Genomic DNA, 25155 nt, shown 5'->3' with positions numbered 1-25155 from the left:
TTGTCGTTACGCGGCCTTCACGGTCGCTTCATGCGAAAGCACGAGGTTCCTGAGCGAGTCGTAGACGAGGTTCCCGATGTCGGCACGCGCCAGCGCAAAAGCGACGTTTGCCTCGATGAACCCCTGCTTCGACCCGCAATCGAAAGTCCGGCCCTCATAGGGTTGGGCGTGGAACGACTGGGTCTCGGAAAGACGCAGCATTCCATCGGTGAGCTGGATCTCGTTGCCGGCGCCGCGTTCCTGCCGCGCCAAGATGTCGAAGATCTCGGGCTGGAGAATATAGCGGCCATTAAGGTAAAAGTTGGAAGGAGCCTCGGACGGACGCGGTTTTTCGACCATCTTGGTGACGGCGAAGCCGCGCGCGACCGTCGCACCCTGGCCGACGATGCCGTATTTCGAGGTCTCTTCCGGGTCGCATTCCTCGACGCCGACCACGTTGCCGCCGACATCGTTGTAGAGGTCGACGAGGCCGGCCATGCAGCCGCGCGCACCGTGGCAGACCATGTCCGGCAGCAGCAGGGCAAAGGGTTCGTCGCCGACAACATCACGGGCGCACCAGACGGCGTGGCCGAGGCCAAGCGGGGCCTGCTGGCGAGTGAAGCTCATCGAGCCGGCCTTGGGCAGGATGCGTTCGAGCTCGGAGACCTGGACGGTCTTGCCGGCGCGATGCAGCGAGGAGATCAGTTCGGGCGTGTCATCGAAATGGTCCTCGATGGCCGACTTGTTGCGGCTCGTCACAAAGACGATGTGCTCGATGCCGGCCTGCAGGGCTTCGTCAACGGCATATTGCACGACCGGGCGGTCGACGATCGTCAGCATCTCCTTCGGCATTGCCTTCGTGGCAGGCAGGAAGCGGGTTCCGTTTCCTGCGACGGGGATGACTGCTTTTCTCACATTCTTGATACGGTCCATGGCTCTATCCTTTGTTAGAGTGAGGGCCTCCGCCCAAAGTGGGGAGTTTGGCTGCCGGGGGGCCGGCGTCTTTTTCGCTGCTGCGTTTCAGCAACGCAGCAAGGCGGTGCATACGCGCGACGATCGGCATCCTCAGATGACGAAGGGCGCGCGGATTGGTGACGGCAACCTTGAGGATGCCGGGAACGGACTTGTTCTTGATGCTCTCCACGAGGATCAGGAAGGAGCGGGCCTCCTTCAGGCTCCGTTCGCGCTGGCGCTGGGCGGCAAGGGCGACCGGCTCTAGCGTGAACTTCGACAGGAAGGTCTTGTCGCCGGCGATCATCGCGTCCACATGCCGGATTTCCAGCACGCGTGAGATCGAGCCTTCGCGTATATAATAAATGTATCCGGCATAGGGCTCGACGACGCAGATCGCACCCAGCGCCATGGCGGAAGCGAGGAAGATATAGTCCTCGCCGATCCTCAGCGTCTCGTCGAAACGCAGGTGATGCTCTTCCAGGAAGGAGCGCAGGAAGATCGGCTTCATGTAGCCGAAATTGTGCTCGGAGCGGAAAATCACGTTGGACGAGATGAAATCCGCGAGTGTTATGACCGGCAGCCGCGTCAGCATGGCCTCCGGGAACATCGTGTAGATCTCTTCGTCCTCGCCGCGCACCACGTCGAGATTGTCGACGACGACCTGTGCCTCGGCCTTGTCGGCGCGCGCGATCATGCGCGTCAGCCGATCCGGGCGGATGGCATCGTCGGAATCGAGAACCGCTACCCAGCGGCCGCGCGCGGCATCAAGACCCGCGTTACGTGCGGCGGACGGGCCGCCATTTCGGGCAAGCGCCAGCAGACGTACGCGCGGATCGGGATGGCTGCCCGCGATCTCCCGCGTTCGGTCCTTCGAACAGTCGTCGACCACGATGACTTCCATGCTCACGCCGCCCTGGGCGAGCGCACTGTCGATCGCCCGCTCCAGAGTGTCCTCGGAGTTATAGGCGGCGATGACGAAGCTGACGTCAGGTACGAATTCGCTCATTGCGATTTCGTCTCCAATGCGCCGTACTGCACGATCTCGCGAACGCCGAGCAGGCCGCTGACAACGCCGGCATGCATGAGGCCGCGCAGCCAGTAGCGGTTGCGGGGGATGGACATGAATGCCATTCCGGTGCCGGCGGCCAAGCAATAGCCGGCCTTGGCAGCGGCAAGTCCGACCTGCTTGAAGCGGCCGAGACCAGTGGCGTTTTCCTGCAGCAGACGGCCATGCGTCTGACCGAAGCGGAACCTGCGCTTGGCAAGCCAGGCGAGTGCCGCGCGATTTTCCGGAACCGGATCGTGGACCACGGCGTCCGGGGCATAGGCGATGCGTCCCCCGGCCCGGAACATGTGGGTGAAGAACTCGGTGTCCTCGCCGCCGCTGCGGCCGAGCGCGAGATTGAAGCGGCGACCTGAAAGCGACGGCGCGTTGCGTCGCAGCAGCACGTTGCACGTATAACCGGTGCGGATGCTGCCGCCGACCCAGACGGGAAGGGTGGAGTGGAAGTCGCCGCTGCGCATCCAGGCCGGAGCCGACTGCGGATAGACGGCATAGGCCGGGCCGAGCACGGCGTCGGCACCAGTGCCGTCTGCAGTTGCGATCAGCTCGGCCAGCCAATCTTCGCTCGCGGTCTCGTCATCGTCGATGAAGGCGAGGAAGTTGCCGGTCGCGTTGTCGAGGCAGGCGTTGCGGGCAAGCGATATGTTCGATGCCGGGCAGTGCACGTAGGCGATCTCGAACGGCAGGCTCGCGCGCTGGGCGTCGACCCGTTCGCGCGCGCTCGGCGTCACGTCGTTGTCGGCGACGATGACGCGCACGGTGACGCCTGCCGGCACTGCAAGCTTCGCGAGGGACCTCAACGTCTGGTCCAACTCCGTCCGTCGATAGGTGCAGACGGCGATGTCGACCTTGACAGTCCTGTGGCCGGATGTGGGCATCATGACGCCACCCGTCGGTTGCGGAAACTCAGGAGTTCCATCCAGAAGCCTGCCGACCAGGCGAAATGCATTACCATCGCCGAGATCGCCGCGAGGGGGCCATAGGGGTTCTTCTGTCCGACGGCGATCCAGAAGCCGTAGCCCATGCAGACCACAGCCCAGAGCGCGAAGGGAATCGCTGCGGTCCAGCTGATGATCGCGAGAAAGGCGCCGATGAAAATGGGCACCACTGCGAGGGGCAGCATCTGGCGCAGGCTCGGCATGCTGCCGTGCTTGAGGATATTGCGGGCGCGGCCGCGGCCGTAGCCGAGATACTGGCGGAAGAGCGGGCCGACGCTCGACCGGGGATAATAGGTCATCCAGGTCTTGTCGGTCATCCAGATGCGGAAACCGGCCTTCCTGAGGCGGAAGTCGAGCTCGGCATCTTCGTTGTGGCTGAAGGTCTCGTCATAGCCGCCGACGGTCTTGTACGCGGCGATGCGCATCAGGGCGTGGTGGCCATGATCGGCCCAGTGGCCCTTGGATCCTTCGCGATGCTTCGAGCCGCCATTGCCGAGCTTGGAGTTCTGGGCAATGGCAGTCGCTTTCTGGAACGTGCCGAAGCCCACCGTGCGCATTGCGACGACGACGGAGTCCGCTTCCGTCGCGACCGCCTCGGCAACCAGCTTCTGGCAATAGTCGAGTGGGTAATCGCCATGGGCGTCGATGCGGATGAGATAGTCGTAGCCTTCGCCCAGTGTCTCGACCGCGAGATTGAGTGCTGCACTCTGCAGCCGCTTCGGATTGTCCAGCAGCAGGACACGGTCATCGGCTTCCGAGATGCGGCGCACGATATCGCGCGTGCCATCGGTGCTGCCGCCATCGGCAACAACGATCCTGGCGTCGAGTTCGTCAAGGGCGCCGCCGAGCTTTTCGATCAGCCCTTCGATGTGGCGTGCCTCGTTGAGGCAGGGAATGATGATGAGGCTGCGAACGTCGGGGCAAGCGTCGGTCTTCATAGCAGTCCACCCTGGTTGCGATGCTGTTGCTGTGTCTTGAGCGGTAACGCCCTGCGGTTCTCGCCCGCCAGCGAGGCGAGGCGATCCACCAGGGCAAGGCAATCGGCGCGGTCGGTGATCCAGTGCTTGCGGTCGTGCGCTGCGACGGTGTCGAACGCGTCGCGATAGCGGCGCTCGTCCATGTCGCCGAGGCGCGATTCAATGTGCGCAGCGTCCGCCCGCTCCAGTGCCAGTCCCATATTGCGGGCGGCGAGGAAGCGCGCCGTCTCCGTGCCGCTCATGGCGATCGGTACCGCACCGTGCAGGCAGCCTTCGTAGAGCCTGTTCGGCAACAGCCAGCTGGAGTTCAACCCTTCCTCAAAGAAATCGATCGCCCAGAAGAACTGCACCTCATTATATATTGTCGGTAGGTCCTCGGGATTCTTGTAGGGGCCGTGGAAGTTGATGAAGGGCTCGTTGCGCACGAAGCCGTCGAAATCCTCGAATTCCGTATAGGCGGGGCGCCCGCGCAGCACGATCTCGTAGCGACCTTCCATGCGGCGCGAGAATTCGGCGAGCAGCTTCAGCGACTTGCGGCAGCGCAGCGCTCCGAACCAGCCGATCTTCCAGGGCTCGCCTTCCTTTGGCGCGCGTGGTGCGACAGCGGTTTCGTCCGCGCTCTCCTCCAGCGCGATGACCTTGTTCTCCAGCAGCATCACCGGGAGATCGAGGCTGGAGAGGCGGCGGAAATAGTTCTCGACAAAGGCAGGCGAGCTGGTGAGCAGCAGCCCGGCATTGCTGCCCAAGTGCCGTTCGGCAGTGCGGATCACCTTGCCGGCGATATCGCCACGCAGGAGCAGCCGATGGATATCCAGGCACTCATAGGCGATCGGCGTGTCGCCGCCAAAGATGGAGCGCGCGCGATTTGCGACCGCAAGCATCTCGAGATTGCGGGCGATGATGACGTCAGGCTTTTCGACGTGGCGCAGCGTGGCGCGCAGGCGCATCGATGATTTCGCGACGGCGACGATGCGCTGCGCGAACTGCGCATCCTGCGTCCGTCCGAGCTCGATCGGCGTGACGCCATGGATGGCGGCGAGTTCGTTCGTATCGCGGCGGAAGCCGGCGAGCGTTACCTTGGCTCCACCGGCCTGAAGCGTCAGCACCCGGCGGCGGACCGCCGGATCAGCCAGGTCATGGACAAAGTACAATATACGCAGCATGAAAACTTCCGTTTCCCTGCCCAGCCGGAGCCGAGCTTATCTTCTGTGATATTGCGCCGCAACATGAATGTTGCAGCGCGAGGTAAGAGTTTGAACCTGTAAGAATCTGTCAGTTCAGAGTGCAGGCAATCGATTCCGGGAACTGGCATGGATCGCCTTGTGCCGTGAAGGCGACGCGGTCGATCTCCATCCGTGCCGGTGCCGAATAGGCAAACTTGCCCATCCAGTTGCCCAGCGTGTCGGTTCCCCAAAGGCTGAAAAAAATCTTCTGGGCATGCGTCGGAATCTTGGAGGGATCGGTCACATCCTGAACGAGCTTTCCGTTCAGGTAATAGCGCAGCCGGTCCTTTTCCCAGACAAAGGCATAATCGTTGAAACCCTGATCGGCACCACCGGCGACGGGCACGAGCTTCTCATTGCCGCCCTTGGCCTTGATGTACTGGTTGACCTGAACTTCACCGGTGTTCTTCCCGAGCACTTCGAAGTCGATCTCGTCATGCGGCTTCTTGTCGGTCGGGCCGATATAGGTGAAGAAGGCCGAATTCAGCCCGGAGCCCGTCGCCGCCTTGATGCGTGCTTCGTAGGTTCCGTAGCCGTAGCGCTTCGTCGTCTGGATCTCGCCGCAGGCATAGTCCCGTTCGCCGGTCTTGCCCTGCGTGAAGTCGAGCTGCAGGACGCCCTTGTCGAGGCCAACCTGCTTCTTCGACCAGGTGCAGTTCTGGTGCGGGCCATTGTTCCAGCCGTCGGAGACGTACCAGAAGCTACGGCTGATGGAGTCGAAATTCTCGACGAATGATGTTCCGTTCGCCTGATCCTCCTGCGCCGTAGCGGAGAGGGGAAGGAGGCCGATGCCGATGAGGGCGAGCGAACCGAGGCGAAGCTTGTGCGCGAAAGCGGGTTTCGTCATGGGTCACCTGTGATGTGATGAATATTTGCGGCTGCGCTCCTCGCCCATAGGAGCAGCAGTGGTGACGGGTGCGGCCGTTGCGGGACGCGCCCGGCTTCCGGTCAGGATGTTGTAGACCGAAGGCAGGAAGTGCTTCGCCAGGCTGTTGGTCAGCGGAAGCACACTGAACGTGATGGCAGCGGCAAGCACGTAGAAGACGGGGTACTGGTCGGAACCCGTGCGGTTCCAGATCATCCACAGCAGCAGCAGCATTGGATAGTGCGCGCAGAAGATCCAGAAGCTGAGGCCCCCGGTTTTGGCGAGCTTCTGGCCGGCACGGCTGCGGATGAGGATCGCTGACAGCGCCCAGAAGCCCGGAATACCGGCAAGAACCATCAGGTTGCGACTGATGTTGAGCCAGGCGGGAAAGTCAGGACCTGTCTCGTAGAGCCCAGTGGCAAGAACCGCAGCAAGCGTCAGGAAGGCGACTGAAACCGGCAGCGCGTAGCGATCGAGGATTTTCAGGTCGATCCGGTGCAGGCTCGCATAGATGCCGAAGCTGAAGCTGAACAGGATAGAGTTCCTGAGCACGATGCCGAGCGATATCGGAAGTACTGCGAGCGCCAGCAGGACGACCAGCGTCGGGATCGGGAAGCGGCCGATCAGGGACGCGAGCACCGGCGACAGCAGGATGCAGACGAACAGATCGCGCAGGAAGTAGAGAGGCAGGTTGATCGGGGCATCCTGGAGCGCCAGCAGCAGCGTTGCGAGCGTGCGCGCATTCGCGCTCCACAGATCCGGGAGATAACCCTGGCCGATGCCTTCGCTCTGAAGCGCAAGCACGATCAGGAAGAACGCACCGTTCCAAAGGAGGAAGGGCAGCAGTACCGTCTTTGCCTTGCGGGCGACCGTCTTGCCATAGTTCAGCGCGGTCGAGCCGTGGCGGAAGAGCAGGTAGCCCGAGATGGCGCTCAGGCAGGGAACGCCGACGCGAAAGAGACTGTCGCGCAGGAAGACGCGGATCCAGTCGAAGAGTCCATAGGTGCCCTGGAACGGACTGGACTGCGGTCCGAACGGAATATGCACGAACACGATGCCCGAAATGAGCACAATGCGCATGAGATTGATCCGCGATGAAACGTTTGCATCAACGTTCACGATGTCAGTCACCCCTATTGGGCTACTCCCCCCGGGGTAGCCAATTCAAAATGAGCAGACCTTCGTCCACCCGTTTAAGCTAGGGCGGTTTGACGGAAAAAAATATGGCACTGCAGCAAAAAACTCGGTTGTGTCCCGTTTTGGAACGGGCATTTGTGCCATTATCGGTGGCCGCAAAAGGCGGCCTGGCGAGGGCGTGCAATCCTCGAACCGCTTGACCTGCAACGCATTCAAGCAGTGTAGAATAAGGTGAAAACCCACCTTAGGGTGTGCTGTGGATTTTCTGCGAAATTTCTCCGGAAAGGTGAAGATTTCTTCCGCGCCGCCGCATTTTTTCGGGTCAAAAGTGGACAAAATGCGGCAGCGCAGTATGAATTTATGGGTTCCTGGAAAAGGCCCTCATCCGGTGGTTGCCGGGGCTGTTTTCGGGGCTCTTCGGGCCCTTACGAGCTCCAGAATCTTGCGCACCAATTGCGCCTCCGTCAGCAGTACGAAGACCACGTAAATGGCCCCTCCGACGAGCGAGCCGACCAGGACCTGGGCCACCGCGTTCGGCAGGCTGTCCTTGATATGGTCGAGCATGTAGCGGACGATCAGGGCCATGACGAGGGCGGTGATCATCGGGCGGTTGCTGATGTAGAAGCCTCTGAAGAACGGGGTGCCGTCGACACGGAAGACCGCCCAGGAATAGAAGACCAGCGTGATGACGCTGACGATGCAGAGCCAGACCATTGCCTCGACGAGGCTGCCGCTCGACGCACCCCAGGCAACGGCCACCGTGGTGATGATCGCACGCACGATCGCCGACCAGAACAGCACGTTGCCGCGTCCGACACCCTTCAGATAGGGGATGAAGGTGCTGCAGGGCGTCAGGATTGCCTTCGACAGGGCAAGGAGGCCGAGCACCGGCCAGGCATAAGCCCATTTCTGCCCGAAGAGCACCAGCATGGCAGGTTCGGCAATAGCCCACAGCCCGAACATCATCGGTGCAAGCAAGACCGTCGTCACCTGGGTGCTGAACATCAGCGCGTCAGAGCGGCGCTTGCGGTCATGCATCATGTGACTGAAGGCAGGGAATAGGACACCCATGACGGCGGAGAGCACGACCTGGTTGGGGATGCTGGCGAAGCGATTGCCCGCCGAATAAGCGCCGGCATCCGCAAGTCCGAGCGAACGGGCTATGATGACCATCGGCGACTGGAAGGTCACGAAGTTCGCCATTTCCGAACCCATCATGCCGAAGCTGAACTTGGTCAGACCACGCACCCGGGAAAAGGAAAAGACCGGCCGCGGGAAGTAGTTCGCGACCTTGTAGAGCCCGACGAGGCGCACGACGGCGGAGACGAAAAGCTGGGCGACGAGGGACCAGACGCCGAAGCCGAAGAGCGCGAGCGCAACGGCGATAATCGCGCCGAGGGACTCCGAAATCATGCTCCAGATCGCATCCTTGCTGAAGTTCATCCGCCGCGCCAGGATCGAGTAGGCGACGTCGCCGCCGAGCTGGATCGGGATCATGAAGGCCATGATGCGGAGCAGGTAGGCTGCTTCCTCGGCGCCGAGAAGGCGTGCGAAAAAATCGGCGAAGACGAAGAGAATGAGCGCCATCGCCGAAGAAACGACAAGATTGACCCAGAAAACCGAGTGCACGGTCTTCATGTCTTCTTCCTGCTGGATCACGAGCGAAGAGGTCAGTCCTGCCCCGCCGATCATTGTCAGGAACTGCACGACGGTGTAGGCGACTGCAACCACACCGAACTCTTCGGGGGTGAGGATTCTCGCAAGAATTGGTACCGTGACAAACTTCAGCCCGAATGTGCTTGTCTTGGATAAGATGCTCCAACCGACATTGTTTGTGACTGATTTCACGCTAACTGTGGAGGACATACGGAGTTCCTAACTGATTTGGCGGCAAAGGATCGACGAAAGAGCTGCCGAAAAACGATAGAAGCGAGATCCTCTCGGAGACCGCAAAAACCCTTTCTTGAAAATTGCAGGGGCGAAAAAATGGCGACGTTTACGATTATCATTCCCTTTTATCAGAAGCAGTCGGGAATTCTGAACCGGGCTTTTACCTCCATATTCGAACAGACGTTCCAAGATTTCGACATTCTTGTGGTCGACGACGAGTCTCCCGTATCCGTGGACGGCGACCTCAAGTCGCTGACCGAGGAGCAGCGTTCGCGCATCAAGGTCATCCGCCAGAAGAACGCCGGGCCGGGTGGCGCGCGCAACACCGGCCTCGACAACATCCCGGCCTCGACGCGCTACGCGGCCTTCCTCGATTCCGACGACATCTGGACGCCGAACCACCTGCAGAATGCCTATGACGGCCTGACCCGTTTCGAGGCCGACTGCTATTTTGCCTCGATCCATGGCGGCGAGGAGTTCTACTATCATTTCAGCATGGCCGAGCTTGCGAAGTCCGAAAAGGTCGCGCGCCTTTCGGAAGAGCCGCTGATCATGGAGATCCCCGAGATCGCCAGTGTAATGCTGAAGAATTGGAGCTTCCTGCATCTTTCCTGCATGGTGATCGGGCGGCCGCTCTTCGAAAAGGTCCGCTTCGAGGCCGCACTCAGGCTGGCGGCAGAGGACGTGCTTTTCTTCTGCGACAGCATGCTTGCGGCCAAGCGGGTGCTGCTGTGCGACGAAGACGGCGCCCTTCGCGGCGAAGGCATAAATATTTTTCACAGCATCGACAACGACTCGCCGCAGTTCCTGAAGCAGCAGTTCAACACCTGGGTTGCGCTCGACACGCTGGAAACACGTTTTTCACGGCGGCCGCAGGATGTTGCATCGATCCGTTCATACAAAAATACGACGCGCAGGCAGGCTCTCTGGAGCCAGGCCCGGCAGATAAAGCACCGCAGAATGCCGCAGTTTGGCCTGCTTGCTAAGTGGGCCTTGCGTGACCCAGCCATCCTGCAGAGCGTGGTGGCGCTTGCCGTCGGCAAGCTATCCCGCTAACCTTCGCACCTGCAGCATTTCACCGAGGCGACGTTCCAACAAGACCCGGCGCAATGAAATTTGTGCCTCGCCTCTCCAAGAAAACAGCAAGGAGACAATGCTCCATGAAGCCGTACTACTGGGAATCGGCCCACGGCAATTTCGGTGACGATCTCAATCTCTGGCTCTGGGACTTCCTGCTCCCCGGCTTCCGCGACGTGCATCAAGAAACCCTTCTCGTCGGGGTGGGCACCGTGCTCAACAAGACGCTGCTGCCGCCGACGGGCCACAAGCTCGTGATCGGCAGCGGCTTCGGCTATGGCAGCCTGCCGGATCTGAGCGACCGCAGCCAGTGGGACATCCGTTGCGTGCGCGGGCCGCTGACGGCGGAGAAGGTTGGCCTCCCGCCCGAGAAGGGGATCATCGATCCCGCGGTGATGGTCACGGAGATGCCGGCGTTCAAAAATCTGAAAAAGACGAACCGACGCACCTTCATTCCGCACTGGGAATCGGCCGCCGCCGGCGTTTGGTCCGGGATATGCAAGACGGTCGGCCTCTCCTACCTCGATCCACGCGGCGAGGCGATTGAGGTGATCCGCGAGATCGCCCAGTCCGAGCTGATCGTCGCGGAATCGATGCACGGCGCCATCCTTGCGGATGCCTTCCGGGTGCCGTGGATCGCGGTTAGCACATCGCGCTCGATCAACAGCTTCAAGTGGAACGACTGGGCACGCACTGTTGGCGTCACCTACGCGCCCAAGCATGTTCCCGTGTCGACCCGCGCCGAGGCGATCGCCAAGGGCGCTCGTTTCTGGGGCGTGGAGTTTGAGCGCAACGACGATCCGAACGAGGACCCCAATAAGCGAGAAATCGCCGGCGAGACGATGACGATCGCGGCGCCACGCCAGACGTCGCTGCGGGTCATGGCCAAGCAGGCGCTTGCCATGCCTTCGGCCCTCGCCCTCTGGCAGGCGAGCAAGGCAACGCCGCAGCTGAGCTCGGACAGCGTTCTGGCGAGCCGCAAGCAGCAGTTCATGGATGTCATCGAAGGGGTGCGGCGCGACTATCTCTGACGCGCCATCCGGAATTCGCCATAAAGGCCGTGCGCTCGGAAGAGCGCGCGGCCTTTCAGGTTTCGACGGGTGCCGGCAGTAGGTAGCGCAGGCCCTTTGCGCCTGCGAGGGCCACCGGCGTGCCGCCGGGGCTGCGGAAACGCTCCATCTTGTCGGCGATGATGCCGCCGGCAATTGCGGGCAACGCGGTCGGATGCGCTAGCGCATAGGCGAAGGCCCGCCCGATCCCTGACTGGGACTTGATGTCCAGGAAATGGCGCAGCTCGTACTTGTCGCGGATGTGTTTCTCATGGCGCCGCAGCACCTCCGTGGCGGCGGGCGACAGGCCGCCAGCCGCAAGCACCGCGCGATCGGCCTCGTAGAGGCGGCGCAGATCCTCGGTGCGATGGCGGCCGCTCAGCGAATTGCTGCGCACGACTGCGCCATAGCCGCAGCTGTGAATGATCTTGTAGCGTGCGCCCTTTGCCAGCGCCCGCACATAGAGGTCGTAGTCCTCGCCGAGGCGAAGCTCTTCGCCATAGCGCAGGCCGTGCGCCTCAAGGAAAGAGCGGCGCATGACCGGCTTGAGGAAGCCGATTTCGCCGCGTCGCACGCCGGGCTTGCTGATATTGCCCTCGACGAAGGCGACGAGGTCGACAAAGCGCGGATGGGGCGCAAAATGATCGAGCCGCGTGTGAGCGCTTGGCGCGGTATCCGCATCGACGAAGGCGATGTTGTCGGCGACGAAATCCCAGTCGTCGTTTGCAAGCATCGGCTTGAAACGGCCGGGGAAGAAGAAGTCGTCGGCGTCGAGGATCGCGATCAGCGGCGCCTTGGAAATGGCGATGGCATGGTTGCGGGCCGCCGAAGGCCCCCGATTGCGCTCGAACTGGACAACGTTGAGGCGGCCGCTGCCGTCGTCGGCGGCGCGCGCGGCACCGGCGGTATCGTCCTGGGAACCGTCATCGATGACCACGACTTCCGATACCTCTTCCTCGCGAAGGGCGGAAATCACCGCAGCGCCGATCGTATCGGCGGCGTTCTTGGCGGCGATGATCACACATACATTGTTCGTTGCCGTCTCTGTCACGTCGATCTCCATCGTTGTGCCGAAGACTTATGACGCCGGGAGGCGTCGGGCAACCATCGCTTGCTCACAAGATGTTACGGCCACCCTTCGGCGGCCGCAAATGGACGGATCATATGGGCAAAAGCATGTCCAGCCGCCCTGAGGCGAACCGAGCGCTCAGCGATTGAGCGGCTCGGACGAATTCATCGGCGAGACGGGGAGGGCGACGGGCTCGTCAACCTTGCGCGCAAGACCGACAATCCGGCTGTTGCCGCCGCCGGCGGAATTGCCGCGAGCGCGCGCTTCCCGGTGCGCCAGGAGCAATACGCCCACGAAATAGCCGATCTGTATCAGGATGGCGCATATGACCGTCTGAATGAGGGTCGTCGACAGCGAATGTGTCATGAAATAGGTCGCTATGGCGAAGGCCAACAAGGCTCCTATCATGCTCACGATGAAGCGTGGGGCGTACATCACATCACCTCGCTGCGCTGTTCGTCTACCAGGGACTTAGCCAAAGTTCCGCGCCTTCTCTCAAGTGGCCCTGAAACCACTATATTTTAGGAGCCAGTTAGATTCAACTGAGCTACGGGCCACATTCAAATTCTATGGGGAAATTCTAGCGCCACGTTCATGAGTTTTAGGTTTCCAAGCTGCGTAAAATTTTAGCATTTGCCGCTTATTTCTAACTTCATTAATGATTCCTTGATGTTAAACGCCGGCAGGTGATTCTTTTTGCCGCTGCCAAAGTGCTCGTTTTGCCCCCTAGCAATGGAGGGGCGCTCGCATGGATTGAATTTGTGCGGATCGGGCGCAATCCCCGCTAATCATGTCGGGGGGTCTGTTTTTCACAGTCCTAGACCCTCCGAGTTAATCAACTTTTGTTACAAAGTCGGAACTTTTACTGGAGCAGGATGTGCGCCGCAATAGGATGCTGCACCGCAATAAAAACGATTAAATAGGTATACCTGCCCCGTTTGTTCCAAGACCCCGGGATATATTGTCCAGAACAGTACAAGCGTATTGGGGGCGGTTTATTCTTTAATAATCGGTGACGGGCGGGCGAAAGTAAGAAAAGGCGCGTGGCCCTCATATTTTATATCAGCAAAAATCTAGTATAGATGCATATATGAGTAATCACTTAACTGGTAAAGTAGCCTCGCTCAACGCCAAAACGAGGCCATGAAATGTGGCTGCCACAAAATTTGGCTTAAAAAAACAAATTCCGGACATACACTCATCGCTGCATGGCGCTACTAAGGCGCCCCGAGGGCAAACGACCAATCGCCAAAAACCAATGGAGTTACCTCTATGAAGTCTGCGACGAGATCGGCCAGTTCGGCTTTCTTCAGCGCCGTAGAATCTGGCAAGTCCCCGCCCATCGGTGGGGGGCTGAAAAGAAGCTTTGACGTAAGCATGGCATTGCTCGCGCTGATTTTCCTCAGCCCGATCTTCCTGATGCTCATGCTGCTCGTGAAGCTTACTGACAGGGGACCGGCCTTCTATGGGCATCGACGCATCGGCCACAACGGCCAAACCTTCAGGTGCCTGAAGTTCCGCACGATGGTCGTCGATGGCGACCGCGTGCTGCAGGCCTATATCAGGGCCAATCCGAAGGCCGAGGAAGAATGGCGCACGACGCGCAAGCTGCAGAACGATCCCCGCGTGACGGTGATCGGTTCGGTGCTGCGCAAGCTGAGCCTTGATGAGCTGCCGCAGCTCATCAATATCATTCGCGGTGACATGAGCATCGTCGGCCCCCGTCCGGTGGTCGAGGATGAGCTCGAGATGTACGAGAGCTCTGCCGTCTATTACCTTCAGTCCCGCCCGGGCCTGACGGGATTGTGGCAGATCAGCGGCCGCAACGACGTGTCTTACGAATCGCGCGTCGCTTTCGACACGCATTATGTGAAGAACTGGTCTCTGGTCCGCGATGTCGTAATCATCGCCAAGACCATCCCGGCTGTCTGCCTCTCCCGCGGCAGCTATTAATACGAGACCGATAGCCACTATCGACATGCCTTGGCAGCAACCCCGCCGGTGCGAATCCGGCGGGGTTGCATGATGAAGAATTAGGGAGCTCTTTTATGAATGAAGCCCTGCCAACCGGGAAGTCCGTTGGCGCGATCGCGTCCTTTCGTTGCGCCGCGCTCGCGTTGATCGCATTTTGCGCCGTTCCCGTCGCAAGCTATGCCGCTTCGAGCGAATACCATCTCGGTGTGATGGACAAGCTGCGCGTCCGCGTCGCCGAATGGCAAACGGCGGAAGGCGCAGTCCGCGACTGGTCGGTCGTCAGCGGTGACTATACGATTGGGCCATCGGGCGCCGTTTCGCTGCCTTTCGTCGGCGATATGCCGGCGGCCGGCAAGACGACGGGCGAGATTGCCGAACAGATAGGCGCGGCGCTGCAGAAGCAGTTCGGCCTTCGCGATCGGCCCTCGGCCTCCGTGGAACTTTCGGAATATCGTCCGCTCTACATGACGGGTGACGTTCAGACCCCCGGCCAATATCCCTATGCGCCCGGACTGACGGTTATCAAGGCAGTCAGCCTCAGCGGCGGCCTGCGCCGCGCCGAGGCCGGCCAGCGCTTCGCCCGCGATTTTATCAACGCGAAGGGTGACGCAGCCGTCTTCTTGGCGGAGCGCGGACGTCTCCTGATGCGCCGGGCCCGCCTGCAGGCGGAACTGGCCGGCAAGGAACGGATCGAGATGCCGGCGGAGCTCAAGGAGCTGCCGCAGGCAGCCGAATTGATGGCAAGCGAAGCAGCTCTCATGCAATCCCGCGACAAGCGGCTGAAACTCCAGCTCCAGGCGCTGGATGATCTCAAGGCGCTGCTCCAGAGTGAAGTCGTGGCACTTGCCAAGAAGACCGAGACGCAGGGCGGCCAGCTCGTGCTCGCCAAGGAGGACCGGGACAAGGTCGAGGACCTTGCCGAGAAGGGACTGGCGCTGAGCGCACGCAAGATGGCGTCGGAGCAGCGCGCGGCCGACCTCGAGGCAGCACTTCTCGACATCGACACCGCATCGCTGAAGGCCAAGCAGGACATCAGCAAGGCCAACCAGGACGAGATCACGCTCCGCAACGATTGGGACAACCAGCTTGCCCAGGAGACGCAGGACACCGACACGGAACTGGAAACGCTGCAGCTGAAGCTCTCGACGAGCCAGTCCCTGATGGCGGAGGCTGTCGCCCAGTCGGCGGATGCCGCCCGCCTTGGCAGCGACGGCCAACAGGTCAGCGTTGCCTATTCGATCGTCCGCGAGGAGAACGGCACTTCGAAGGAAGTGCCGGCTGAGGAAAATACCGTGGTTCTGCCCGGCGATCTGATCAAGGTCACTGCCGGCGTCTACGTGCAGTGAGAGTGAACCTATGAGGATAGCGCGATCGACACTCGTACAACCGGGTACCAACATGCCTTACGGCGTGGTGGCGATCGCGCTGTCTTTTCTCGTCTTCGCCTATTCGGCGCGGTTTGGGCAGGCCTCGATCCTGCTCTATTATGCGCTCTGGTTTCCCTTGGTGCTGGTCGACTATCGCCGCGTCCTCGGAAATTATGTTAAATATCTGTGGCTCTTCGCCTTCGCGGTTTTCACCATCCTGTCGATCTTCTGGTCGGTGGCACCTTCCGTTACTGCGCGCGCTGCGATCCAGTACTTCACGCACGTGGTCTGCGCGCTGATTGCCGTACGCGTGATCGACATCCGCACCCTGACGCTCGGCGGAGTGGCGGGCGTCGGAATCGTGCTCATCTATTCGATCCTGTTCGGCTACTACCAGTATGACACGCTCGACGGCACCTACAGTTTTGTCGGCGCCTTTGCGTCGAAGAACCAGCTCGGCTTCTACGCCTCGCTCGGCATCTATTTCGCCTATGCCGCGGTGATCATTCTCGGCGAGCGTCGCCTGTGGATGTTCGCCTGCGGAGGCGTCGGCCTTCTGGCGGCCTACTGCCTGCTCGCCTCGCAGTCGGCCACGTCGGTGCTCACGACGGCAGTCATCGTTGGCCTCTCGCTCGGCATGCGCGTCATTCTATTCCTGTCGCCACACCACCGTAAGATGCTCTTCATCGGCGCGGCCGTCTTCGGCGTCATCATAGCCGTTGCCGGGGTTTATCTCGGGGCTGTCGATCTCGTGCTCGGCCTCTTCGGCAAGGATTCGACGCTGACCGGACGCACCTATCTCTGGGAACAGGGCATAGAGGCGGCGGCGCAGCATCCCTTCTTCGGCGTCGGCTACCAAGCTTATTGGGTACAGGGCTTTTCGGAGCCGGAGCGCCTGTGGGAGGAGTTTTTCATCGGCTCGCGCAGTGGCTTCCATTTCCATAACACTTTCATCGAGACCACGGTGGAAACGGGCTTCATTGGCCTCCTGCTGCTCGTGTCGGTGCTGGTTATTGCCTTCGGCGGTCATATCGGCCGGCTGCTTGGCGATCACCGGAACGACGAGTCCTATGTCCTCTTCGGCGTCGCGGCATTGCTCGTCGTGCGCGCCTTCGTCGAAATCGACATCCTCAATCCCTATCATGTCGGTTCGTTCCTCCTCTATTTCACGGCCGGAAAACTCGCTCTCGCGCGTCCCGTCCAGCAGATCACGCCACTCGTCTATTACGACCATATGAGGCTCGCCAGATGACCGTGCCGCGCAGGGATGACGTTGCCGCGGCAGGGTTCGATGCCGCTACCGGCTCCTCCCTCCGCATAGAAAATCGGAAGTCGCAGATGAAGACGCTTACCGGAATCCAGTATCTTCGTGCCTTTGCCGCGCTCGCCGTCGTCATTTTCCATGCCGCCGAAAAGACGGGCGGGCATTTCCGCATCGGTGCCGCCGGCGTCGATGTGTTCTTCGTCATCAGCGGCTTCATCATGTGGGTGATGAGCGAGCGGCGGCCGGTGACGCCGGGCCGCTTCATGCTCGATCGTATCCTGCGCATCGCGCCGGCCTACTGGATCGTGACCGCAATCATGATCGCCGGTGCCATGGTCGGGCTTTTCCCCAACATGCAGCTGACCATAGGCCATATTCTCGGCTCGCTGTTCTTCATCCCGACCGCTTCGCCGAGCAACGGCGAGATCTGGCCTGTGCTTGTGCAGGGCTGGACGCTGAACTTCGAGATGCTCTTCTACGCGATCTTCGCGGCCACGCTCTTCCTGCCGCGCCGCTTCCAGCTCGGTTCCATGACTGCGATCTTCGTACTCCTGGTGCTGGCGGGCATGCTCGTCGAAACGAAATCGCCGATCCTTGCGACCTATACGCGTCCGATCATCCTGGAATTCGTCGCCGGTGCCATCCTTGCCCGTGTCTGGCTCTCCGGAAAGATCGCCGGCAGCAGCATGGGATACGCCTTCGCCGGTGCGGCGCTTTGTGGTTTTGCTGCGATCCAGTTGCTCGGGCTCGATTTCGACGAGTTCACCTGCGGCCCGCTTGCGCTGCTGCTCGTCCTCGGGGTCATCATGGCGGAAAAGGGCGGCAAGCTGCCGGATCTGCCGCTGCTTACCTATCTCGGCGACAGCTCCTATTCCATCTATCTCTGGCACACGCTCGCAATTTCTGTCGTCGCCAAGGTCGCCACTATCCTGGGATTGCCCTTCCTCGTCAGCCTGCTGGTCGCAACCGTCTCGGGCACGATGCTTGGCATCATCGCCTTCGAAACGGTCGAAAAGCCGCTGCGCGCGCTCTTGAAGGGCGCGTCCTGGCGCCGTTCGCGCCCGTCGCCGGCCTGAGTTTCCGATAGACTGCTCAACCTCGTCGTCATTCCGGCTTTGAGCCGGAATCCAGCCGGCGAACGTCGGCGAGCCGAGAAGATTCACGCATTGACAGTCTTCCGCGCCGCAGACGCGGCGCTGCCGAACCCCGGATCAAGTCCGGGGCGACGAAACAGGAGAACTCGGTTCTCTGGCTATCGTTTTCTTCAGCAGTTTGGGCGGACGTCAGTCCGCCGCTATCATCTCAGCCGGAAGCGTTTCGTTCCGGATGAGTATATCGAGCGCGGCCGCGACCGTGCCGGTCCATGCTGCGTTTGACGTCAAAGCTGCCGGGAACAGACCGGGCAGGGCGAAGAGCGCGGCTGAGACCGCCTGTCCGTTGCGCGGAACACCCGAAAGCCGTTCAGCGATTTCGCCGGCGCGGGGATCACGCAGTTCATATGCGTTCCCGTTCCTGTCGATGCCGAGCGCATAGCGCATCCAGGCCGCAACGGCGAGGGCGTAGGTTCCGGCCCGTCCGCCCTTCGCAACGATCTCGGAGGCTGGCTCCAGCAGGCGTTGCGGCAGTTTCTGGGTGCCGTCCATGGCAATCTGGTAGGTGCGGTGTGCGATCGCCTTGTTGGCGAAGCGTGCGATGAGGTCGCCCGCATAGTCATCGAGGTCGATGCCGGGAACGGGATCGAGGGTCTTGGCTGCCACGTCCATGTGCCTGCGGGCGAGCGCGGCCAGCGCCTTGTCCTCCATCACGTCGCGGATGAATTCGTAGCCGTGGAGGAAGCCGAGATAGGCAAGCAGCGAATGCGCGCCGTTCAGCATCCTGAGCTTCATCTTCTCATAGGGGGAGACGTCTTTGACCATCAGTGCGCCGACGGCATCCCAGGCCGGGCGACCGGCCGCGAAATGGTCCTCGATGACCCATTGGGTGAACGGCTCCGTCTCGATGGCCGCGAGATCCTGCCTTCCGGTCAGCCGCTCCGCGTCGCGATAGGTCTCCTCGGTGCTCGCAGGGGTGATGCGGTCGACCATGGTGGACGGGAAGGGCACGTTCGCCTCGATCCATCGCGCAAGCTCGAGATCGGTTCGTTCGGCGAAGCCGAGGACCAGGCGCTTCAGGACGGCGCCGTTGCTCGGCAGGTTGTCGCACGAAAGCGGCGTGAAGGGCGCGATGCCCGCTCGCCGCCGCAGGGCGAGCCCGGCGACAATATAGCCGACCGCGCTGCGCGGTTCCTGCGGATTCTTGAGGTCGGCCGCGATGTCGGGATGCTTCTCATCCAGGCCGCCCGTCGTCGGATCGAGGCCATAGGCCTTCTCCGTGACCGTCAGGCTGACGATGCGGATTGCCGGATCGGCCAGTCGCGCCAGCAATTTCGCGCGGTCGCGCGTCGCGACATAAGCAACAAGGACCGAGCCGATGACGCGTGCCGTCGTGCCCGCCGTGTCGCGCACCAGCATCGTGTAGAGGCCGTGTTGCTCGTTGAGATGAGTTGCGACGTCCGCCGTGCGCAGGCTCGCGACCTCGATCCCCCAGTCTCCGTTCTGTGCAGCAAGCGCGTCGTCGGTGAAGGGCGCGGCATGGGCGCGAAAGAACGCGCCGGGGCCGAGATGTATGATGCCGGGCTTCAACGCAGTGCGGTCGTATGATGGAGCCACGGCTGTCGATGCCAGGCCGGAGAGGCTGTCGAGGCGCCGGCTCACAGCTTGTAGGCCTTCTTTGCGAGCGTGTAGGAGAGGTCGATTGCCACCGTCTCGGCATCCTGCTTGGAGATGCGGTGCTCGCCGACGAGCCGCGCGAGATAGGAGCAGACCTCGCGGCGCCAGACATCGTGCCGGGCGGGAATCGAAAGCAGCGCCCGCGTGTCGTCATTGAAGCCCGCGAGGTTCGCGAAGCCCGCAGTCTCGGCGACTTGGTCGAAATAGCGGCGGATGCCGTTCGTACTGTCGTGGAACCACCAGGGCGGGCCGATCATCAGCGACGGCCAGAAGCCGGCCATGGGTGCGAGCTCGCGCGCATAGGTCGTCTCGTCCAGCGTGAAGAGGATGATGCGCAGACCGGCCTCGTTGCCGTATTTGCCGAGGAGCGCCTGCATGCCGCCGACCCAGTCGGTGCGCCCGGGAATGTCGGCGCCCATGTTGGGGCCACGGGCGGCAAAGAGCAGCGGGTCGGTGTTGCGGCGCGATCCGGCGTGGATCTGCATCGTCATTCCGTCCTCGATGGAAAGCCTCGCCATTTCCGTCAGCATCTGGCCGCGGAAGAGCTCGGCTGCCTGCGCCGTCAGCGAACCCTTGAGCGCGCTGTCGAGCAAGTGCTGCTTATCCGGCAGGGGCAGGTCTGCAGTGAACGCACTCGGCACGCCGTGGTCGGTCGCAGTCGCGCCATACTGGCGGAATTCCGCGCGGCGTCGGCGGTGTGCCTCGATCATGCCGGACCATTGGGCGACGTCGGTGCCGGTCATCTCGCCGAAACGCAACAGGTTGTTGCGGAAGCCGGGCGCCTCCGGGTCGGTCACTGCGTCAGGGCGGTAGGTCGTGCGAACCTTGCCGATCAGGCCGTCGGCCGCGAGCTTCCGGTGGTGGGAAAGCGGGTCAAGCGCCCCTTCGGTCGTTGCGATCACCTCGATACCGAAGCGCTCGAGCAGTGCGCGCGGCCTGAACTCCGGCTTTGCGAGCTGCGCATTAATATGGTCGTAGAGAGCATCGGCATTTTCCGGCGTCAGCCGCTCCTCGCAGCCGAGCACCGCCGACATCGCGTGGTCGACCCAAAGGCTGGAGGGCGTGCCGTGGAATAGATGATAATGCGCCGCGAAGGTAGTCCAGATGTCTCGCCCGGACGCGACGGGATTGCCATCGAGGCGCGGCACGCCGAGATCGTCGAGGCTGACGCCGACGCTGTGCAACATGCGGAAAAGATAGTGATCCGGGATGATGAGAAGCGAGGCCGCGTCCTGGAAGGGCTGGTCGTCGGCGAACCATGAAGGCTCGGTGTGCCCGTGCGGGCTGACGATCGGCAAGTTGCGCACGGCGGCATAGAGGTCGCGCGCCATCGATCGTGTCGAAGGATCGGTCGGAAACAGTCGATCCGCGTGAAGAATTCCGTCACCTACGTCCATAAGCTCCTCCCGTCGGGGCTTTCGCCCCGGTCTTTTCATCGCGCCCGGCGAAGCCGAAAGGCTGCCGATTGCCACACCCCGACCATAGACCCTCTTCGTGAAGATAATGGGATGGGAACCCGATCGCCTGTGCCGATATTCGGCTACCTCCTCGGCGGGCGATCCTCCAGCTCCAGAACTAGTATACTAGTATACGGAAGTCAACGCGATCGGGAAGGCACGAATGTCGCAGGCGCGCCCGGGAATCGGGAAGGGCTGGACGGCGGCGGACAAAGTGGCATTGTGTCGTGCGGAGGCGTGGCAACCGTCGTTCCCACGTTGCTTGAGGAGGAATGAAGTTCATGGAAACGCGCATTGCGCGCCTTTACGGCGAGCGTGATCTCAAGCTCGAGTGGATGGATGTTAGCGAGCCGGGGGAGGGCGAGGTGCTGCTCCATATGGCTGCCGGCGGCATCTGCGGCTCGGACCTTCATTATTATAAGGACGGCGGCTTCGGGCCGGTGCGAGTACGCGAGCCGATCATTCCCGGGCACGAGGCTTCCGGCTTCGTCGCCAGGCTCGGCGCGGGCGTTTCCGGCCTTGCCATCGGCCAGCTTGTCGCCGTCAATCCGAGCCAGCCTTGCGGCCATTGCCTCTACTGTGAAAAGAACCTGCCGATACACTGCCTGAACATGCGCTTCATGGGCAGCGCCATGCGCCTGCCGCACGAGCAGGGGATGTTCCGTGATGCCATGGTCGTGCCGGCCAGGCAATGCGTGCCGGCCGGCGATCTCGTCTCGCCCGGCGAAGCGGCCTGCGCCGAACCGCTTGCCGTCTGCCTCCACGCGGTCGCGAATGCCGGCGATGTCGAGGGAAAGCGCGTGCTGGTGACCGGATCCGGACCGATCGGAACCCTCGTCGTGGCCGCCCTGAAGCATCATGGGGCGAGCGAGATTGTTGCTACCGATCTTTCCGACGCCGCACTCGAGCGGGCCGCCGCCATGGGCGCGACGCGGACGATCAATGTCGGGCGAGATGCGGCTGAACTCGCCGCCTTCGAGGTGGACAAGGGACAGTTCGATGTGGTCTTCGAGTGCTCGGCAGCGGCTGCGGCAATCCGTGTCGCCATGGCGACCGTCCGGCCGCGCGGCACGATCGTGCAGGTCGGCGTAACCGGTGACATCACCATCCCGCTCAACATGATCGTCGCCAAGGAACTGCGCATCCATGGCACGCAGCGCTTCCACGACGAGTTCGCGGTCGCGGTGCGGCTGATCGCGAACCGCCAGATCGATGTGCGACCGATCATCTCACACGAATTCGCGCTCGACGAGGTCACCGCCGCCTTCGAAAAGGCAAGCGACCGCTCGGCGGCCTGCAAGGTGCAGCTGACCTTTTCCGCAGGGCGTCCGGGCTAGGGCATTTCCCAGCTTTCTTTATCTTGTCGCGATGGTGCAGCCGGGCTATCCCGCTTTCCAGCGAGTCGCCGTCATTTGCCACACGGCTTTGTTCCGGCTGCGGCACAGGGAGGAATGCAAATCATGCACGAGAAGGTTCATCTCTTCATCGGCAGTCTCAACAGGCCCGTTTCGTTCTGCCGCGAGCCGAAAGGCGAGGGTATTTCGATCCTGTCCTTCGACGAGGCGACTGGCGCCATCGAACTCGTCGCGCGCCGCAGCGACGTCGACAATCCCTGCTTCCTGACGGTTGATGCCGAAAAGGGCGTCGTTTATGCCAACACCGAGGTGCATGAATGGCGCGAGGGTCTGGTCAGCGCATGGCGCTTCGACGGGACCAGGAACACGCTCGCCTATATCAACGTGCAGCCTTCGCTTGGCTGCTGCACGGCCTATAGCCGCATCTCGGGCGATGGAAAGCACCTCTATGTGGTCAATTACGCAATCGATGGCGGGGATGGGCCTGACCAGAGCCTGATCGTCTACGGCATCCGCGAGGATGGCGGGCTGACGCCGCCGCTCGCCTCGCTGCAATTTGCGCATGGCACCGGCCCGAACGCGGAGCGGCAGGAGCGCAGCCATCCGCATTGCATTGTCGAACTGAAGAACGCTGCCGGCAGTACGATCCTTGCCGTCACCGACCTCGGAACCGACAGGATCGAATTGATCGGGCTGGAAGAAGGGCTGAGGCTCGTCCCGCTTTCCCATGCCGGCCTTGCCGCCGGCGCCGGGCCGCGCCACCTCGCGCTGCATCCGAACGGCCGCTTCGTCTATGCGATCAACGAGCTTCACTCGACGGTTTCGACGTTTGCGCGCAAGGGCGACAGTTTCAGCGTCATCGATACGCGCTCCTGCCTGCCTGCTTCCTTTTCCGGTACGAGCTATGCGGCGGACCTGCACCTGTCGACGGACGGCTGCTTCCTCTATGGCTCCAACCGCGGCCATGATTCGATTGCAATCTTCTCGATCGATCCTGAAACGGGCATCCCGCAAAGCCTCGGTCATGCCGAGACCGGCGGCCGCACGCCGCGCAGTTTCGCGCTCACGCCGTCCGGCCGGCACATTGTTGCCGCCAACCAAGACGGCAATAGCCTCACGATCTTTGCCCGGAACGAGGAGACCGGCCTGCTCACCAAGACCGGCTCGCACGCGATCGGAACGCCGGTCTCCGTGCGGATCATCCCGACGAAAAGCTAGCTTAGACGGCGTCCGCGCCGATTGCGGCGAGGGCCGCGCGGCCAACCTCGAAATCCTGGTCGCCGGTGCCCGAGCCGACGCCGATTGCGCCGGCGATCCGTCCGTTGAAACGGATGGGCAGTCCACCGGGCAGATGCGTCACGCTGCCCTGCGAGGCAAGGCCCGCGGCGACGCCGAACTCAGGTGCCATGGCCCCGGTCGACGCGTTGATGGACGCGGCGGTACGCGCCTTGGCGCGGGCCGTATGCATGCTGAGATATTTCGCGCCGTCCATGCGGATCGAGGCGATCGTCTCGCCGCTGCTATCCACGATGAAGACGCATTGCGGCACACCCATCTTCCCGGCATGCGCGACGGCGGCGGAAAGCGCCTGGAGTGCGCCCTCATGGGTGATGCTCAAAGTTTCGCGGGTTGCAGCCATCGGGTCATTCCTCCTCACGCCTTGGGATGGGCAAGTCTAAGGTTCCGGGCGTACAGCCCTCAACGCCGAAACCGCGAAAAGATGTTTTTCGCGCCCGGAACAAGTGGTGACGCTGCTGCAACTATCGCTTGCCGGCGTCCTTCGCCGCGAGCGCGCCGATCGCGGACCAGTCGAGATTCTCGCCGCCCTGGGCAAGCAAGGTCAGCAACCGGTCGCGCAGCAGGCTTGCGAGCGGCATCGGCACGCGCAGATCTTCGCTGGCCGCAAGCGCAAGGCGGATGTCCTTCTGGCCGAGCGGCGCCGGAAAGCTGGCAGGCTCGAACTTGTCGCCGGCGATCAACGGGCCATAGATCTCATAGACTGGAGCCGAAAAAAGGGTCGATATCAGAACGTCGAGATAGGCATGCTTGTCGATGCCGCCCTTTTCGACGAGCGCCATGGCTTCGCCGACGGACTCGATGACCGCGCCGATGAGGAAGTTGACGCTGAGCTTGACCAGATTTGCAGCTTTCGGCGTGTCCGAGACAACGAAGGTCCGCTGCCCTATGGCATCGAAGACAGGTGTTGAATCCGCTATGGCTTCCGACGCACCGGCGGCAATGATGAAGATCCTGGCGGCCGCGGCGGCATCGGGACGGCCGATGACGGGAGCGCCTACGAAGCGCTGTCCGACGGCGGCATGGTCGCTGGCAAGCCTCTCGGCGAGAGCCACGCTGATCGTGCTGGAGGAGATATGGAGCGCGCGCCTGCCGAGGCTTGCGAGCAATCCGCCTTCCTCATAAACGACGCTTTCGAGCGCGTCGTCATTTGCCAGCATGGTGATGACGGCATCGCCCTTGCAGGCCCCGGCGATCGTGGTTGCAACCTTAGCGCCCTTGTCGGCGAGCGCCTTTGCCTTTTCCGCAGTGCGGTTGTAGACAGTCACCTCGAGGCCGGCCTTCAAGAGGTTTGCGGCCATGGCTGAGCCCATTTGTCCTATTCCGATAAAGCCGATCTTCATAGCATTGATCCGTTCTCAGGGATTGATTGCAATAAGGGACGAGGGCCTCGGCGGTGGGTTGATCCAACCTCTATTCGTCCCGCGGTTACGGGGCGCAGGCCGTCACCTTT

General features: G+C 61.9%; 22 protein-coding genes. 8 read left to right on the top strand and 14 right to left on the bottom strand.

The features are described from left to right. Positions 1 to 6 precede the first annotated feature (6 nt). The 8 genes from EV286_RS16095 to EV286_RS16060 all read right to left on the bottom strand — a co-directional run bounded on the left by EV286_RS16095 (position 7) and on the right by EV286_RS16060 (position 9002). Positions 7 to 912, bottom strand: a complete 906-nt coding sequence (locus EV286_RS16095; RefSeq protein ID WP_132958163.1) for a UTP--glucose-1-phosphate uridylyltransferase — start codon at positions 910 to 912, stop codon at positions 7 to 9. A 4-nt stretch (positions 913 to 916) separates the two neighbouring features. Further along, entirely contained in the window at positions 917 to 1939 is a 1023-nt protein-coding gene (locus tag EV286_RS16090; RefSeq protein WP_132958162.1) for a glycosyltransferase family 2 protein, read from the bottom strand. Then, entirely contained in the window at positions 1936 to 2877 is a 942-nt protein-coding gene (locus tag EV286_RS16085) for a glycosyltransferase family 2 protein (RefSeq protein WP_132958161.1), read from the bottom strand. Before EV286_RS16085 ends, EV286_RS16090 begins: the two co-directional genes overlap by 4 nt. Then, positions 2874 to 3872, bottom strand: coding sequence for a glycosyltransferase family 2 protein (locus EV286_RS16080; RefSeq protein WP_132958160.1), 999 nt, complete (start codon positions 3870 to 3872; stop codon positions 2874 to 2876). The genes EV286_RS16085 and EV286_RS16080 overlap by 4 nt, the downstream gene beginning before the upstream one ends. Beyond that, complete coding sequence (locus EV286_RS16075) at positions 3869 to 5074, bottom strand: glycosyl transferase family 1 (RefSeq protein ID WP_132958159.1); 1206 nt, start codon at positions 5072 to 5074, stop codon at positions 3869 to 3871. The genes EV286_RS16080 and EV286_RS16075 overlap by 4 nt, the downstream gene beginning before the upstream one ends. A gap of 109 nt (positions 5075 to 5183) precedes the next feature. Continuing rightward, entirely contained in the window at positions 5184 to 5981 is a 798-nt protein-coding gene (locus EV286_RS16070) for a glycoside hydrolase family 16 protein (protein ID WP_132958158.1), read from the bottom strand. Positions 5982 to 5984: 3 nt separating this feature from the next. Further along, entirely contained in the window at positions 5985 to 7079 is a 1095-nt protein-coding gene (locus EV286_RS16065) for an acyltransferase (RefSeq protein WP_132958157.1), read from the bottom strand. 438 nt (positions 7080 to 7517) lie between these two features. Next, positions 7518 to 9002: a lipopolysaccharide biosynthesis protein gene (locus EV286_RS16060; protein WP_132958156.1), complete on the bottom strand. Its 1485-nt coding sequence runs from the start codon at positions 9000 to 9002 to the stop codon at positions 7518 to 7520. 120 nt (positions 9003 to 9122) lie between these two features. Here EV286_RS16060 and EV286_RS16055 point away from each other — a divergent pair, with 120 nt between their 5' ends. Together EV286_RS16055 and EV286_RS16050 are read left to right on the top strand one after the other, a co-directional pair. After that, positions 9123 to 10082 carry a glycosyltransferase family 2 protein gene (locus EV286_RS16055; protein WP_132958155.1) on the top strand — a complete coding sequence of 320 codons (960 nt, stop codon included), beginning with the start codon at positions 9123 to 9125 and terminating at the stop codon, positions 10080 to 10082. 104 nt (positions 10083 to 10186) lie between these two features. Beyond that, positions 10187 to 11134: a polysaccharide pyruvyl transferase family protein gene (locus EV286_RS16050; RefSeq protein ID WP_132958154.1), complete on the top strand. Its 948-nt coding sequence runs from the start codon at positions 10187 to 10189 to the stop codon at positions 11132 to 11134. 55 nt (positions 11135 to 11189) lie between these two features. On the opposite strand, the gene EV286_RS16045 is transcribed toward EV286_RS16050, so the two are convergent. Together EV286_RS16045 and EV286_RS16040 are read right to left on the bottom strand one after the other, a co-directional pair. After that, entirely contained in the window at positions 11190 to 12203 is a 1014-nt protein-coding gene (locus EV286_RS16045; RefSeq protein WP_132958153.1) for a glycosyltransferase family 2 protein, read from the bottom strand. A gap of 156 nt (positions 12204 to 12359) precedes the next feature. Further along, positions 12360 to 12656, bottom strand: a complete 297-nt coding sequence (locus tag EV286_RS16040; RefSeq protein ID WP_132958152.1) for an exopolysaccharide production repressor protein — start codon at positions 12654 to 12656, stop codon at positions 12360 to 12362. Positions 12657 to 13493: 837 nt separating this feature from the next. Between EV286_RS16040 and EV286_RS16035 the strand changes: the two genes are divergently transcribed. From EV286_RS16035 to EV286_RS16020, 4 genes are all read left to right on the top strand, one after another. Continuing rightward, positions 13494 to 14174 carry a sugar transferase gene (locus EV286_RS16035; protein WP_132958151.1) on the top strand — a complete coding sequence of 227 codons (681 nt, stop codon included), beginning with the start codon at positions 13494 to 13496 and terminating at the stop codon, positions 14172 to 14174. Positions 14175 to 14269: 95 nt separating this feature from the next. After that, positions 14270 to 15541, top strand: a complete 1272-nt coding sequence (locus EV286_RS16030; protein WP_132958150.1) for a polysaccharide biosynthesis/export family protein — start codon at positions 14270 to 14272, stop codon at positions 15539 to 15541. Between the two features lie 10 nt (positions 15542 to 15551). Next, positions 15552 to 16814: an O-antigen ligase gene (locus EV286_RS16025; protein WP_132958149.1), complete on the top strand. Its 1263-nt coding sequence runs from the start codon at positions 15552 to 15554 to the stop codon at positions 16812 to 16814. Positions 16815 to 16900: 86 nt separating this feature from the next. Beyond that, a complete protein-coding gene (locus tag EV286_RS16020) occupies positions 16901 to 17902 on the top strand; it encodes an acyltransferase (RefSeq protein WP_132958148.1) in 1002 nt (333 codons plus the stop codon). Between the two features lie 207 nt (positions 17903 to 18109). On the opposite strand, the gene EV286_RS16015 is transcribed toward EV286_RS16020, so the two are convergent. Continuing rightward, entirely contained in the window at positions 18110 to 19579 is a 1470-nt protein-coding gene (locus EV286_RS16015; RefSeq protein ID WP_132958147.1) for a mannitol dehydrogenase family protein, read from the bottom strand. Then, the gene (gene uxaC, locus EV286_RS16010; protein WP_132958146.1) at positions 19576 to 20991 is read right to left on the bottom strand and encodes a glucuronate isomerase; all 1416 of its coding nucleotides are present in this window, start codon (positions 20989 to 20991) and stop codon (positions 19576 to 19578) included. The genes EV286_RS16015 and uxaC overlap by 4 nt, the downstream gene beginning before the upstream one ends. 341 nt (positions 20992 to 21332) lie before the next feature. On the opposite strand from uxaC, the gene EV286_RS16005 reads away from it, so the two are divergent. Both EV286_RS16005 and EV286_RS16000 read left to right on the top strand, forming a co-directional pair. Further along, positions 21333 to 22388: an L-idonate 5-dehydrogenase gene (locus tag EV286_RS16005; RefSeq protein ID WP_132958145.1), complete on the top strand. Its 1056-nt coding sequence runs from the start codon at positions 21333 to 21335 to the stop codon at positions 22386 to 22388. A 123-nt stretch (positions 22389 to 22511) separates the two neighbouring features. After that, positions 22512 to 23624 (top strand): lactonase family protein, encoded by a 1113-nt coding sequence (locus EV286_RS16000; RefSeq protein ID WP_165932862.1) that lies wholly within the window; start codon positions 22512 to 22514, stop codon positions 23622 to 23624. Position 23625: 1 nt separating this feature from the next. On the opposite strand, the gene EV286_RS15995 is transcribed toward EV286_RS16000, so the two are convergent. Continuing rightward, positions 23626 to 24045, bottom strand: coding sequence for a heme-binding protein (locus EV286_RS15995; RefSeq protein WP_132958143.1), 420 nt, complete (start codon positions 24043 to 24045; stop codon positions 23626 to 23628). A gap of 121 nt (positions 24046 to 24166) precedes the next feature. After that, positions 24167 to 25045, bottom strand: a complete 879-nt coding sequence (locus EV286_RS15990) for an NAD(P)-dependent oxidoreductase (RefSeq protein WP_132958142.1) — start codon at positions 25043 to 25045, stop codon at positions 24167 to 24169. Between the last annotated feature and the right edge of the window lie 110 nt (positions 25046 to 25155).

Origin of the sequence: Rhizobium sp. BK251 (assembly GCF_004345245.1) — a bacterium.
GTDB lineage: Bacteria > Pseudomonadota > Alphaproteobacteria > Rhizobiales > Rhizobiaceae > Rhizobium.
The sequence above is the reverse complement of the archived record's forward strand: the minus strand, read 5'-3'. Positions and strand labels throughout refer to the sequence as shown.